11 protein-coding genes are annotated in these 14,533 nt (G+C 41.5%); 10 read left to right on the top strand and 1 reads right to left on the bottom strand.

From position 1 onward, the window contains the following. Positions 1-35: 35 nt before the first annotated feature. Both I6G50_RS05885 and I6G50_RS05880 read left to right on the top strand, forming a co-directional pair. On the top strand, positions 36-953 hold the full coding sequence (locus I6G50_RS05885) for a magnesium transporter CorA family protein (RefSeq protein WP_003136709.1): 918 nt from the start codon (positions 36-38) through the stop codon (positions 951-953). 41 nt (positions 954-994) lie between these two features. After that, the gene (locus I6G50_RS05880; protein WP_197908232.1) at positions 995-2,686 is read left to right on the top strand and encodes a bifunctional lysylphosphatidylglycerol flippase/synthetase MprF; all 1,692 of its coding nucleotides are present in this window, start codon (positions 995-997) and stop codon (positions 2,684-2,686) included. A gap of 73 nt (positions 2,687-2,759) precedes the next feature. On the opposite strand, the gene I6G50_RS05875 is transcribed toward I6G50_RS05880, so the two are convergent. Next, positions 2,760-3,197, bottom strand: a complete 438-nt coding sequence (locus I6G50_RS05875; RefSeq protein ID WP_003136711.1) for a universal stress protein — start codon at positions 3,195-3,197, stop codon at positions 2,760-2,762. A 168-nt stretch (positions 3,198-3,365) separates the two neighbouring features. Here I6G50_RS05875 and I6G50_RS05870 point away from each other — a divergent pair, with 168 nt between their 5' ends. From I6G50_RS05870 to I6G50_RS05835, 8 genes are all read left to right on the top strand, one after another. Beyond that, on the top strand, positions 3,366-5,720 hold the full coding sequence (locus I6G50_RS05870) for a helicase C-terminal domain-containing protein (protein ID WP_197909415.1): 2,355 nt from the start codon (positions 3,366-3,368) through the stop codon (positions 5,718-5,720). 136 nt (positions 5,721-5,856) lie between these two features. Next, positions 5,857-6,300, top strand: coding sequence for a DUF5590 domain-containing protein (locus tag I6G50_RS05865; RefSeq protein ID WP_042753323.1), 444 nt, complete (start codon positions 5,857-5,859; stop codon positions 6,298-6,300). Between the two features lie 3 nt (positions 6,301-6,303). Next, positions 6,304-7,494 carry a pyridoxal phosphate-dependent aminotransferase gene (locus tag I6G50_RS05860; protein WP_197908231.1) on the top strand — a complete coding sequence of 397 codons (1,191 nt, stop codon included), beginning with the start codon at positions 6,304-6,306 and terminating at the stop codon, positions 7,492-7,494. Next, a complete protein-coding gene (locus tag I6G50_RS05855) occupies positions 7,487-7,816 on the top strand; it encodes a GIY-YIG nuclease family protein (RefSeq protein WP_197908230.1) in 330 nt (109 codons plus the stop codon). Before I6G50_RS05860 ends, I6G50_RS05855 begins: the two co-directional genes overlap by 8 nt. A gap of 22 nt (positions 7,817-7,838) precedes the next feature. Beyond that, a complete protein-coding gene (asnS, locus tag I6G50_RS05850; RefSeq protein ID WP_081166109.1) occupies positions 7,839-9,176 on the top strand; it encodes an asparagine--tRNA ligase in 1,338 nt (445 codons plus the stop codon). Between the two features lie 395 nt (positions 9,177-9,571). Further along, on the top strand, positions 9,572-13,357 hold the full coding sequence (locus I6G50_RS05845; RefSeq protein ID WP_197908229.1) for a BspA family leucine-rich repeat surface protein: 3,786 nt from the start codon (positions 9,572-9,574) through the stop codon (positions 13,355-13,357). 206 nt (positions 13,358-13,563) lie between these two features. Next, positions 13,564-13,911 (top strand): nucleoside triphosphate pyrophosphohydrolase family protein, encoded by a 348-nt coding sequence (locus tag I6G50_RS05840; protein ID WP_197908228.1) that lies wholly within the window; start codon positions 13,564-13,566, stop codon positions 13,909-13,911. Further along, positions 13,908-14,525 (top strand): thiamine diphosphokinase, encoded by a 618-nt coding sequence (locus tag I6G50_RS05835; RefSeq protein ID WP_197908227.1) that lies wholly within the window; start codon positions 13,908-13,910, stop codon positions 14,523-14,525. The genes I6G50_RS05840 and I6G50_RS05835 overlap by 4 nt, the downstream gene beginning before the upstream one ends. Positions 14,526-14,533 lie beyond the last annotated feature (8 nt).

The following is a 14,533-nucleotide window of genomic DNA, read 5'->3' as shown; positions in this document are numbered from 1 at the left end:
AACAATAATAATGGGATTTCTGATAGAATATAATTATGATTAAAAACTATGAACTGTCAGCTGAACAACGGCTGGTCTCTACGGCAGAGATGAGAAATTTTACATATGTACTTAATCCGACACGCGAAGAAATCGGAAGCGTCTCGGAGTACTTTCAACTGCCTTTTGACTACCTTAGCGGCATTCTCGATGATTATGAAAATGCCCGTTTTGAAACGGATGATATTGATAATAATCTAATCCTTTTACAATATCCAGCTTCATCGAGCTACGGAGAGGTAGGAACTTTCCCTTATTCTTTGATTTGGACAAAAAATGAAGCTGTCATTTTAGCCTTAAATCATGACATCAAGGGGGAGCACATTTTTGGTCGTGAATACAGTGCTACGCGCTATAAACATGAAATTATTTATCAAGTGATGTACCAGATGACACATGATTTCCACGACTATTTGCGTGAGTTCCGTCTTCGTCGCCGCCGTCTTGAAGTAGGCATCAAGAATTCGACTAAGAATGACCAAATTGTGGACATGATTGGTATTCAAGCCAGTCTTATTTATTTTGAAGACGCCTTGAACAATAATCTTGAAGTTTTAAAAAAATTCATTGATTATCTGCGTGAAGAAGATGAAGATGGCTTTGCGGATAAGATTTACGATATCTATATTGAAACGGATCAGGCTTATACAGAAACCCGTATTCAACTTAAGTTGCTCCAAAACCTGCGCGACTTGTTCTCAAATATTGTGTCGAACAACTTGAATATTGTCATGAAAATCATGACTTCCGCAACCTTCGTACTTGGTATTCCTGGTGTTGTTGTCGGGTTTTATGGAATGAACGTCCCCATACCAGGTCAGCAAATCAGCTGGGTGATGTGGGCAATATTAAGCTTGACCTTGATATTTTGTGGTATTGTCGTTTGGGCTCTGCGCAAAAAGGATATGCTATGATATTTTTGTCCCAAAAGTTTTAGTGAAGGAAAGAATTATTCATGTATAGATTACGCATTTTTGCACAAAATTTGGCTATCTTTTTGTCGGTTGTGATTGATATTGGGGCCATATCAGCCTTTTACTTGCATCGCTCACCGGCCTTGAGAGAATACTTTTCCTCCTATGGTTTCCTGCCACATTACATCCTAGGCTTTGCTCTTGGTTTATTAGGTCTTTTAGTCTCTCTCAATCTTTACAGACGGGTGCGATCGGCGTGGGTTATCACGGTTATCGTTCAGTTTGTAATTTTACGTTTGAACTTTATTTCGACCCAAAACTTTTTTAGTATTGGTTCAATTCTTTCCTTAATAATTCTTGTTATTCTTGGAGTAACTTATCGTGATTTTAGTCGGACCATAGATCGGAATTATGCGAAGAAGGCGATATTTTTAGGAATTATTCCTCTGGTATTAGCTTTGTTCAATACATTATTAAGTTTGAGCTTTTTGAGACGGGATTATTTAGGAAATCCAGACGTCTATTCAATCTTTAAGCAGTCCTTACATTTTCTGTTTACTATGGATATAGGGCAAGCTCATTTTAATTCACATGTGCATGGTTTTTACATTGTTGGCTTGATTATTATTACTTGGATTTGTGTCCTCCTCGCTCTTTATTATATTTTGAAACCACTTGTTTATTATCCGATATTGAGTGGGCGAGAAAAAGAAAAAGCTGTGGCACTTGTCCAAAAATATGGTCAAAACCCAATGGCTTATATGACCATTGATGGTGAGAAATCTTATTTTTTCAGTGTAACAGTGGAAGGGATGCTCGCATATACTGTCGTAAATAATGTTTTGGTCGGCTGTGGGGATATCGTTTGTGACCCTAAGGATGCTGCTCGTTTTATGGGGGAACTGGTACATTTTTCTCGACGCAATGGTTGGAAAATCCTCTTCATGGATATTACGGAGACGATGAGATCTGCTTATGAAGCCTATGGGTTTGCCATGATTAAGATTGGGGAAGATGCTTGCCTAAAATTAGAAGACTTCAGTCTTAAAGGCAAGAAAACCGCTAAGGTACGTGCCAATATCAATCATGCACGTCGCCTCGGAATAACAGTGGATGAATACAAACCGAATGAATATCGCAATGCCGAAATCGAAGAAGAGATTCAAGAGATTTCTGAGGAGTGGTTTGGTTCAAAAGGCCCAGAATTAGGTTTCATGCTTGGGGGCTTAGCTTTGGAAAATCCACTCGGGAGACGATACTTTTATAGTCGAGACGCTTCAGGTAGAATGCTGGCTTTTGTAATTTTTGTACCTTATGCTGAGGGGAGCCAAACAGGTTATATGGCGGATGTGACGCGTCGCCGAACTGACGTACCCAATGGTTCTATGGAACTTTGCCTGTTGCAGGCATTTGAAACCATGCGAGATGAGGGTGTAACATGGGGAAATCTTGGCCTCTGCCCTTTGGCAAATATTAAAGATGAGGAAGACAGCAGCAAGGTTACAACCCAACTCTTCCAGTTTATCTATGAAAATATGAATGGCGTTTACGGCTTCAAAGGCCTTTATCAAGCCAAGAAAAAGTGGAATCCGAGTGACTGGCAGGCACGTTATATAGCTTATGCGCCTAAACCTTTTAGCTTTAGTTATGCTTATGCGATGTTAAAAGCCCAAAATCCAAAAGGAATTAATAAATTAATTTTGGAAAAATTACGCACAAAGATTGAAAAATAAAAAAATACTGCGGTGATAAGCAGTATTTTTTTAAAAAGAAAAACCTCTCAAAAGAGAGGACAAAATATGGCGATTATTTACGAACAACGAGAGTGTCACATGGTGCATTTTTAATGATGTAATCAGCAACAGAACCGATAAAGATACGTTCAATATAGCTTAGACCAGTAGCACCGAGAACGATAAGGTCAATGTTTTCTTCTTTTGGAAGTGTTTGACCCAACATAACTTTTGGTGACCCAAATTCGACACGAGTTGTTACTGTCTTAACGCCAGCAGCTTTTGCTTCATTAGCAAAGTCATTAATGAGGTTTTCGGCACCTTTGTGTGTATCATCAGCAACGACAGAATCGTAAGCAGAGATAGATTGGAAGGCACGCAAATCAATAACGTTAGCGATGACTAACTCGGCTTCGTTACGAAGGGCAGTGGCAACAGCCTTGTCAAAGGCCTTTGTTGATTCGACAGAACCGTCAAGACCAACAAGGATTTTTTTGTAATTATCAAGCATAATGGAACTCCTTTTCTGTTTTTTACTATACTCTAATTTTACTCTAATTTGAGCTATTTGTAAAAGAAAAACTACTTTTGTGGTTTATGATATAATTAGAAAGATATATTTTTACCTGAAGAAAAGTAAAACAGGTTTAAGAATAAATAGAAAATGAAAGGTAAAAAAATGACTCGATATGCTGTGGTGGATTTGGAAGCCACCGATGCGCACAGTACGCAGAATAAAATTATCCAAATTGGTATTGCGCTGGTCGAGGATGGAGAACTGGTAGATACATATACGACAGATGTTAATCCACATGAGTCACTTTTGCCCAGAATTGCTAACCTTACTGGACTGTCTGATGAGCGCTTGGCAAAGGCACCAGACTTTTCAGAAGTTGCAGATGAAGTACGTAAGAAGTTAGAAGGCTGTATTTTTGTTGCCCATAATGCACGATTTGATTACTCTTTATTGATGAAAAGCCTTTTCCCCCTCGGTTTGGATCTAGATATGGCTCGGGTGGATACTGTTGAGCTAGCGCGAGTGCTTTTCCCTAACTTTGAAAAATATGGGATGGAAGCTTTAAGTGAAAGACTTGATTTAAACCACGATCAGCCACACGCAGCTTTATCCGATGCCATTGCAACAGCGGAACTATTAATCCAGATGCAAGAAAAAGTTCGTCAACTTCCTCGCGCCGTACTCGAAGAAATTATTCGTCACTCGGACAGTTTGCTTTACGAGACAAAGGAATTCTTGAAAGAGCAGCTAACATATACACCGCTACAAGTCAAAAATCTCCACCTTGTCCATAATATTGCAACACGTGTGCTTAAAATCAAGCAAGGAAAGAAACCTCTGGCAAATTCTTTTTCCAAAAATATTGCACACCTCGGACTTAAAGTCAGAAAAAACCAGGAAAAGATTGCGGAGAAAATCAAAGAAGAACTCTCGCAAACTTCCCCCTCTTTTATTGAAGCACCTACAGGCATCGGAAAAACCTATGCTTACCTTCTCCCTTTGCTTGCAGAGGGACGCGAAATCGTTGTTTCAACACCAACAAAAGTATTGCAAAATCAGATGATTCATGGTGTAGCGCCGATTCTTAAAGAAAAGTTTGGGATCAACTTCTCTAAACTTTTAGGAACAAAAAATTATATCTCTTTGGAGAAATTTTCTCGTCTCCTTTTGTCCAATACTGAGGGTAAGAATTTTGAGATTTTCAAGATGAAGATTCTCGTGTGGCTAACCGAAACTTTGACGGGCGAACTGGACGAGTTATCCAGAGTCATGACAAACGAAGACTACTTTGCCCAGATTGCGCATGACGGTTATGTGAACAACAAGCACTTGCATTATGAACAAGACTTTTGGCTGAAAGCACAGCAAACCGCACAAAAGTCTCAGGTTAAAGTTGTAAACCACGCTTACTTAATTGAACGACTGGCCGACTCTCCCGAAACTTTCTTAGAAAATCGCGTTTTAGTGGTTGATGAAGCACAGCAACTCTTTACGATACTTGAAAGAGCAAATCAAAAAGCAGTCAAAATTTCGGAACAACTGGAAACCGTAGACATAGAGTCTTCTCATCTTAATAAGCGTTTGCTAGAGAGCTTGACTTTCCAGCTGAATAATAAAAAACTCGATGGTAAAAAAATCGCCTTAGATGCAAGAGAGCTTGGCCTAAAAGATTTAGCTGAAGTTTTTGAAGAACCAGCAGAAAACTTTATTTGGCGTGATGGGGATATGGTTTATGCTTCAAGTACGGATTTTTATAACTTTGAAAAGCTTGTACCTGAAGGAACAAAAACCTATATGTTGGGAGCTACCTTGTCTTTGACGGAAGCTAACCCCATCTTTCCAGAACTCTTAGGCTTTAAGGATTATCGTTTCTTTAAATTTGACAGTCATCCAGCTGAAAATCAAGAGATTATCATTGTCTCTGATGGCCCGCATGTGAAAAACACAGGTGTGATGCCTTATGCCCACTATGTTGCAGATAAGATATCAGAAGTTGCGGAGTTAGGGCCACAAGTGGTCGTTCTTTTCACCTCAAAAGTTTCGCTCACGTTTGTTGCGGAGCAACTGTCAGCCGCTGGCTGGGATGTTTTGGCACAAGATATTAATGGCAGCCCAGCCCAAATCAAGAAAAAATTTGATAAGGGCGAAGGTCAAATCCTTCTTGGGCTCTCCTCTTTCTGGGAAGGCGTAGACTTTGAAAAGCAAGATCATCTTGTACTGATGATTCCCCGTCTTCCTTTCGCAACGCCCGATGATATCTTGACGAAGAAGTATGCGAAGCGCTTTAACAATCCTTTCTATGATTTCAACGTACCCATGGCCACTCTGAAACTGCAACAAGCTTTAGGACGGGTCAACCGCAGACATAACCAATACTCACAAGTGGTGATACTGGATAATCGCTTGGCTGGGAAGTCCTATGCGAAGAGGATGCGAAAAAACCTTGCACAGTCGGCACCCATTAAGATATTAGAAAACGGCGAATTGGTAAATAAAATCTTAGAGTTTCTACTGTAATATGCCGCCAAGATGAAGTTAAAAATCAAAACTATCACTTTTACATACTATGGAATAGAAGACTTTTGAAGAAAAGCATTTTCTCTGCTTTTTTGCTATAATTAAATAGATTATCTAGAGGACAGGAAGGTAGGCTATGAGAAGAAAACGAATGACTCTGCATTCACAGATTATTATAGGTATTTTAACCGTGATTTTGGCAGGATTTATTGCCATAAGCCTTTTTATCTGGAGAGCAACAAGCCCTTATAGCACTGCAAGACGTGCGGCAATAACGATTGCCAAAGATAAAACCGACCTGAAAACACCGACAGCTTTTGATATTGCAACGACAGATACGACAGACTACTCACTGCTTGGGAAAACAGAGCAGGGTAAAGAAATCGGGGTGCTCATACCTGAAAAAGGTGGGAACTTAACGGTTGTTGATATGTCAGAAGGTGTAAAAGCAGAAACAGTTAAAAGTGATAATACACGCTCGATTGTACTGGCCCTCTATAAAAACAAACCTGTGTGGCAAGTAAACAGTCATGATGGCTTTAAGCTGTATGACTTTAAGTCTGGTGAGGAGCTTCTGTAAACGATGAAAAAATTATCTGATTTTGTTTCAAACATTGAAGAATCTGTGACCTTAGCAGCTGCAAAGCGTGCCAAGGATCTTGCCCGTCAAGGACGAGATATTATTGATTTGACCTTAGGCCAACCTGACTTTACAACGCCTGACGCGATTGGTCAAGCAGCGATAAGCTCGATCGAGACAGGAAAGGCGAGCTTTTATACCCAAGCTTCTGGCTTACCGGAGCTAAAAGAAGCTGTACGAAATTATTGGCAAAACTTTTATGGCTATGCGCCTGAAGATAAGGAAATACTCGTAACCTCAGGTGCCAAGTTTGCGCTCTACGCTTTCTTCCAAAGTGTTTTAGATAAAGGCGACGAAGTGATTATTCCAGCACCTTACTGGGTGAGCTATGTGGATCAGGTCAAAATGTCAGGTGGGCAACCTGTTATCGTCCCAGCCTTGCAAGAAAATGACTTTAAAATCACAGTCGAACAGTTGGCAGCCGCAAAAACTTCGAAAACAAAGGTTCTCCTTTTAAATAGCCCCTCAAATCCCACAGGAATGATTTATTCCGAAGCAGAACTGACTGCGATTGGAAATTGGGCGGTGGAGAATGACCTTTTGATTCTGGCTGATGATATCTATCATCGCTTGGTTTATAATAATAGCACGTTTACAGCTCTTTCTTCCTTGTCGGAAGAGATTCGCCAACATACTCTTGTCATCAATGGGGTTTCCAAAACTTTTGCGATGACAGGCTGGCGGATAGGTCTCGCTGTGGGAGACAGTGAAATCATAGCAGCCATGACAAAAATTGCCGGACAGACCACCTCCAACCCCAGCACTGTCGCCCAGTATGCCGCGATTGAAGCCTTTAACTCTGACTCAGATGCTGTTTCCAAGATGCGTCAAGCTTTTGAAGAACGTCTGAATACGATTTATCCTCTCTTAAACCAGATTCCTGGCTTTGAAGCGATTAAGCCAAACGGTGCCTTCTATCTTTTCCCTAAGGTTGAAGAAGCAATGGCTCTTAAAGGCTTTGATAAGGTCACTGACTTTGCGACAGCCTTGCTTGAAGAAGCAGGCGTGGCAGTAGTTACAGGAGAAGGGTTTGGTTCTCCTTCACATATTAGACTGAGTTATGCGACAGATTTGGAAAGTCTAAAAGAAGCAGTAAACCGGATGAAAAAGTGGATGGAGAAGCCACATGATTGACAAAAAAGAAGCAAAATCAGCATACAAACTTCAAACTAAAGTTGGGGCAGTGGTGGCTTACAAAAACATCACTAAAAACAAACTTTACATTGACATCGCCCCAGATCTTCCGGGCTTAAAAAATCGTTTTGAATTTTCGCAAAAGACAGGTATCGGTGTTCCTCTAGCCATAGATAAAGACTGGAAAACAGATGATTTTGAGCTTGTGGTCCTCGAAGAGCTCAAAAAAGATGAACTACAAACACCTAAAGCCTTTAAGGATGACCTGAAAACCTTAAAGGAAATCTGGCTAGAAAAACTTTTGGATAAAGAATTATATTAACAAAATAGAGAAGGAATTATTTATGAAAGACTTAGTATCAATCATCGACGTGAAAGACCATGTAGGTGAAGAAATAAAAATCGGCGCTTGGGTTGCAGACAAATCAGGAAAAGGAAAGTTACAATTTCTCCAACTCCGTGATGGGACAGCCTTTTTCCAAGCTGTTGTTTTTAAACCAAACATGATTGAAAAATTTGGTGAAGACGCTGGCGTTGAAAAATTCACTGAAATCAAACACTTGTCACAAGAAACATCAGTACTTGTAACAGGTATCGTTAAAGAAGATTCACGCTCAAAGTTTGGCTATGAACTTGATGTCACAGACCTTGAAGTTGTCGGTGCATCAGTGGATTACCCTATCACACCAAAAGAACACGGGACAGACTTCCTGATGGATAACCGTCACTTGTGGTTGCGTAGCCGTAAACAACATGCGGTTATGCTTGTTCGTAACGAGATCATCCGCGCTACATATGAATTTTACAATGCCAACGGTTTTGTGAAGATTGATAGCCCGATCCTGACAGGTTCAGCTCCTGAAGGAACAACCGAACTTTTCGAGACAGACTACTTTGGTCAACCTGCTTACTTGTCTCAAACAGGTCAACTCTATGCTGAAGCAGGTGCGATGGCCTTTGGTAAAGTCTTCACATTTGGTCCAACTTTCCGTGCCGAAAAATCAAAAACACGCCGTCATTTGACAGAGTTTTGGATGATTGAGCCAGAAATGGCTTTCACAACACACGAAGAATCTTTGGATATCCAAGAAGCTTACGTGAAACATTTGATCAAGTCTGTATTGGAAAATCAACGTTATGCACTTGAAACTTTGGAGCGCGATATTGACTTGCTCGAAAAATATGTCAACGAACCTTTCAAACGTGTCACTTACGATGATGCGATCGAGTTGCTTCAAAAAGAAGAAGCAAACAATGACTATGATCATATCGAATGGGGCGACGACTTTGGTTCACCACATGAAACATTTGTTTCAAACTACTATGGTGTACCAACATTTATCATCAACTATCCAAAAGCAATCAAAGCTTTCTACATGAAACCACACCCAGCACGTGAAGATGTTGTTATCTGTGCTGACCTTATCGCACCAGAAGGTTACGGTGAGATTATCGGTGGTTCAGAACGTGCGACAGACTATGACTACTTGGTGGAAAAAGTAAAAGAATTTGGTCTTTCCGAAGAAGAATACAGCTGGTATCTTGACTTACGTAAGTTTGGTTCAGTACCACACTCTGGCTTCGGACTTGGCTTGGAACGTGCAGTAACCTTTATCACAGGTAACCAACACATTCGTGAAGCGATTCCTTTCCCACGTATGCTTGGACGTATCCGCCCTTAAAAAATGATATAAAAGCTTTCAAGTTTCTTGAAGGCTTTTTTTTGATGTCTAAAAGTGGACGGGTATAGTAAGGGTGGGAAAGCTATTTATAGCTGACAAGTAGAGAAATCAAAAAGAAACAAAAGAAGTTATAATGAAATCTTTTTAATGTAATAGTATAATATGTTAGAATATAAATAAGAGAATTCTTAAAAAAGACTAAAAGACTTGATGAGGAGAATGCCATGGTTTATAATCTATCAGCCCAGCCCAGCCCAGCCCAGCCCAGCCCAGCCCAGCCCAGCCCAGCCCAGCCCAGCCCAGCCTAAATCGGGCTATACTTAATGTTCTAGTTTGGATAACTTTACACACGAAACGATGAAGTAGAAGAAAAGAACATCGAGGAGCGAGATGAGATGAATTCAAAAAGTAAAAAAATAAGATATATTATAACCGTTATGGCTCTGGCAGGGCTCATCGGGAACCCTATGCTTGAGGGAGCTACAGTCGTGGCGACTACGCTGCCCACAGAGTCGGAGTCCAGTGAAGAGAGTGAAGCACCGTTACCAGAAGCTTTAGAGCCAGAGCAGGACACAGAGGAAAGCGAAGAGACAAAAAGTGAAGATACACCAGATCGTTCAGCCTCAGCAGAAGAAATCCTTCCCCCAGCATCCAGTGCCTCTAAACCCGAAGAACCAACTCCCCCAGCAGATGTAGCCTCCCCAGAGCGAAGCACGGCAGTGGCCGCACCGAAAATGACAGGCACGATGTGGGGTGGTGTTGATTTTGAATGGAATGCTACTACGGGTGAGCTCACACTTTTTGGAGGGACCATTACTGATCCTGCTGCTTTGCCTACTGACAGATGGCTAATAAACCATATTAAATTTGAAGGGCCTGTAACAGTCGGAGGTTCAAGGAGCTTAGCTGGACTTTTTCAAAGTATGACGAATCTTACGGCCATTGAAAATTTGACCTACTTAAATACGAGTGGCGTCACAGATATGAGTGCCTTGTTTAGTGCAACATGGGCTCTTACCAACCTAGATCTCTCCTCTTTTGATACCTCTGCCGTCACTGATATGAGTGGTATGTTTAATGGAACAAGTAGTTTAACCAGTTTAGATTTATCTAACTTTGATACATCATCTGTTACAGATATGAACATGATGTTTCGTGGAGCAAGTCGCTTAACTAGCTTAGATTTATCTACCTTTAAGACGTCAGCTGTTACGGATATGGGTGGTATGTTTTGGGGCATGCACAATTTGACCAGCTTAGACTTATCTAACTTTAATACCTCAGCTGTTACAGGAATGTGGCAGATGTTTGCAAACGCAAGCAGCTTAACCCGCTTAGATTTATCTAACTTTGATACAGCATCTGTTACTAATATGCATAGTATGTTCTTGGGCGCAAGCCGTCTAGCCAGCCTAGACCTTTCCTCATTTGTCATAACTAGTGGTACACCTATAACAGCTATGTTCATGCATACAGGGTCTTTAAGAGAACTTAAGCTAGGCACAGGTATCTCTCGTTTGAATGGCACCAATCTCCCAGCTATTGGCACCACTTCAGGAGAATTCACAGGTTTCTGGCAAAATATAGATACTGGCTCTGCAGAACACCCCAATGGTACAAATGTTCTCGACTCTGCAGGCTTGATGAGGGATTTTAATCCCTCAATGGCGGATACTTTTGTGTGGCAAAGAAGAGTTGTGCCAAAAGTATGGGGTGATGTCGAGTATGATTACGATGAGACAAGCAAAACCCTTACGCTAGAAGGTGGGATGATCACGGATCCGTCAGATTTTGATGCCGCCATCCGATCAGAGGTAGAACACATCGTCTTTCGTGGGGACGTGAATGTCGGGGGTGCCATGTCTCTTGGAGGAATGTTTGCGAATTTCACTAATCTCGTCGATATTCAAAACTTGGAAAGATTGAATACAGCTGGTGTTACGGATATGTCTGTAATGTTTGCCGGAACGAGCAGTTTAACCAGTTTAGACCTCTCTTCTTTCGACACATCCTCAGTCACAAACATGCACGGTATGTTTGGTGTGACAGCCTTTAAAAGTCTAGATCTCTCCTCTTTCGAGACATCCTCTGTCGAAGATATGTCCTTTATGTTTTATGAAGCCCGCAACCTCAACAGCTTAGACTTATCCTCTTTTGTTACATCCTCTGTTGAAGATATGTCGCTGATGTTTGCGATGACAGAAAGCTTAACTGACATAAATCTTTCCTCTTTTGATACCTCCTCAGTGAGAAACATGGAAGGCATGTTTGCTGGGGCAGAAAGTTTAACTGACATAGATCTTTCCTCTTTTGTTACTTCCTCTGTTACAAACATGAGCTCTATGTTTGCTAGGGCAGCCTTAAAAAGTTTAGATCTTACTTCTTTTGATACCTCCTCTGTTACGAACATGACCTCTATGTTTGCATGGGCAGAAAGTCTAATCAGCCTAAATCTCTCCTCATTTGACATAGCGAGTAGCACAGATATACGAGATATGTTTTTTGACACAAGCTCTTTAAGAGAGCTTAAGCTAGGCTCAGGCATTTCTCGTTTGAATGAGACGAGACTCCCTAATATTAGCTATGCATCAGGTGAGTTCACAGGTCTCTGGCAAAATGTAGGTACTGGCTCTCCAGAACGCCCTAATGGTACAAATGTTCTTACGTCTGACGGCTTAATGCAAAATTTTAATCCCTCAATGGCGGATACTTTTGTGTGGCAAAGAACTCTACCAAAAGTATGGGGCGATGTCGCGTTTGATTACGATGAAACAAGCAAAACCCTTACGCTAGAAGGTGGGACGATCACGAATCCTTCAGATTTTGATAGCGCCATCCGAACAGAGGTGGAACACATCGTCTTTCAGGGCGATGTGAATGTCGGCGGTTCAAAGTCTCTTAGTACCCTCTTTGACGGTTTTCAAAACCTTAGAGACATCCAAAATTTAGAAAAACTGGATACAAGCGGTGTGACAGATATGTCATGGATGTTTACAGGAACCAGTAGCTTAACTAGTTTAGACCTCTCCTCTTTTGATACGTCCGCTGTTACAAATATGTTTGCTATGTTTGATTCAGCAGAGAGCTTAACCAGCTTAAATCTTTCCTCTTTTGACACATCCGCTGTTATAAATATGCAGAGTATGTTTTCAGACGCCAGAAGTTTAAGCAGCTTAGACCTCTCTTCTTTTGAGACTTCCTCAGTCACAACGATGCAGGGTATGTTTTCAGACACCAGCAGCTTAACTCACCTAGACCTTTCATCCTTTGAGACAGGTTCGGTTATAAATATGTCATGGATGTTTTCAGGTGCCAGTAGTTTAACTCACCTAGACCTTTCATCCTTTGAGACATCCTCAGTCACAACGATGCAGGATATGTTTACCGGCGCCAGCAATTTAGCCCGTCTAGACTTGTCTTCTTTTGATACGTCCGCGGTGGATGATGCACAGTTTAGGCTTAACTTTGGTGGACTCAATGCCTTAGTCGAGCTTCGCTTAGGCGATAATACAGCTATAAATTTAAGTAACTTGCCAGAGTTCACTACAAGCACCGGTTATCTGAACTGGTGGGCGAGAGAAGGCGAGGCAAATAACTGGCTGGACTCACATCAGTTGATGGATTTATCTGCTACTTCGGGCCAAGCGGCAGGGACATGGCGCCGTGTGCCTTATCAAACAAAAGTTCAAGTTAAAGACAGCACGCTCGCTGTTGGCGACACATGGCAAGCCAAGGACAACTTTGTCCAGGCAATCAATCGTGAAGGAGATGAAGTTCCCTTTGAAGATGTCACAGTCACAGGAAAAGTAGACACTACCAAAGCGGGTATCTATGAAGTAACCTATGCTTATGATGGCGTAAGCGCCACAGCGAAAGTTACCGTAAAAGCCGAAGAAGAAAATGGCAATGGCAATGGAAACAATAACTCTGGCGAAAACGAAAATGGTCAGGACAAAGACGACTCAACCTCAAATAATGAAAATAGCGAAGATAAAGTATCTGACTCTGACGACACCAGAGGAGACAAAAAGCAGTCTCAGCAAGAAGAACCAGACCTCAATGCAGCAAGTAGAGATAAGCTACCAGAAACAGGCGAAATAGCTGGAATGCTTAGCTGGCTTGGTCTGGGAAGCTTAGCTGTAGCTATGCTCCTGTGGTATAAACGTAGACGTAAAAAGTAGTATTCTACCTACCTAACTTACCTCACTTAGAAAATAAAACGCACTTCTTTGCAGAGTTTTGGTCTGCTGGTGGAGTGCGTTTTTCTTTTTTCAGACTTAGCTTTCCTCTCAAAAATTTACTTATGCTTAGCGAAAGAGGTTAACCTAGAGTAGGGAGGATTATTTTGTTATAATACTAGGTAGAGACTAGAGGAGGCCACCTATCTATGGAACTTAAGGACTATCAGCAAGAGATAATAAAATTTGATGTAAATGGTCCCTTGGCCGATATTGCTCAGGTAAACTTTGCCTTTTTAGACAAGGTGTTGGGCTTGGCTGGAGAGTCGGGCGAGGTTGCAGATAAGATAAAAAAGATTATCCGAGACCAAGACGGCATGATCCGAGCCGAAGATAAAAAAGCACTCGAAAAAGAGCTGGGAGATGTGCTGTGGCACATCGCCACCTGTGCACGTTATTTGGGGTTGGACTTGGAAGATATTGCCCAAGCCAATATCGCTAAGCTTGAAAGTCGTAAAGCCAGAGGGATGATAGCGGGAAGTGGGGATGAGCGATGAAGATAGTCATTCATGCAGGACGACCAGCGCAAGCACTCACAGAAAAGTTTGATTATTATGTGGGGATTGATCGTGGTGCCTTGTTTTTACTGGAGGAGCAACACCATTTAGACTTGGCTGTTGGTGATTTTGATTCTGTAAATGCTAAGGAGTTTGCCCGCATCTCAGAAGATGCTGCGGAACTCTTTAAGCTTCCCGAAGAAAAAGACCAGACGGATTTGGAAGCTGGCTTAGAACTTGTCCGCTCACGCTTTCCGGAAGCAGAGGTTACGATTATTGGGTCACTCGGCGGACGTTTAGACCATCACTTGACCAATGTATATCTTCCTCTAAACTTTGCAAACTATGAAAATATTTGTTTGAAGGATGCTCAAAACCTAGTCCGCTACTTATCGGCTGGCGAGCACACCATCAAAAAGATAGAGGGTTACCCTTATCTGGGTCTGGTACAGGTTAATACAGGGAGAAGCTTAGAGATTAAAAATGCCAAATACCCGCTCAAAGCCACGGATAATTTTGCGGATATTTATGCCAGTAACGCTTTTATTAGTGACAGTATGGATTTGCAGATAGATCAAGGCCAGCTTATTGTGATTTACTCAAAAGACAGTTAGAGAGAATA

It is taken from the genome of Lactococcus garvieae, from assembly GCF_016027715.1.
GTDB classification, from domain to species: domain Bacteria; phylum Bacillota; class Bacilli; order Lactobacillales; family Streptococcaceae; genus Lactococcus; species Lactococcus garvieae_A.
This window is presented reverse-complemented; position numbering and strand designations above follow the sequence as displayed.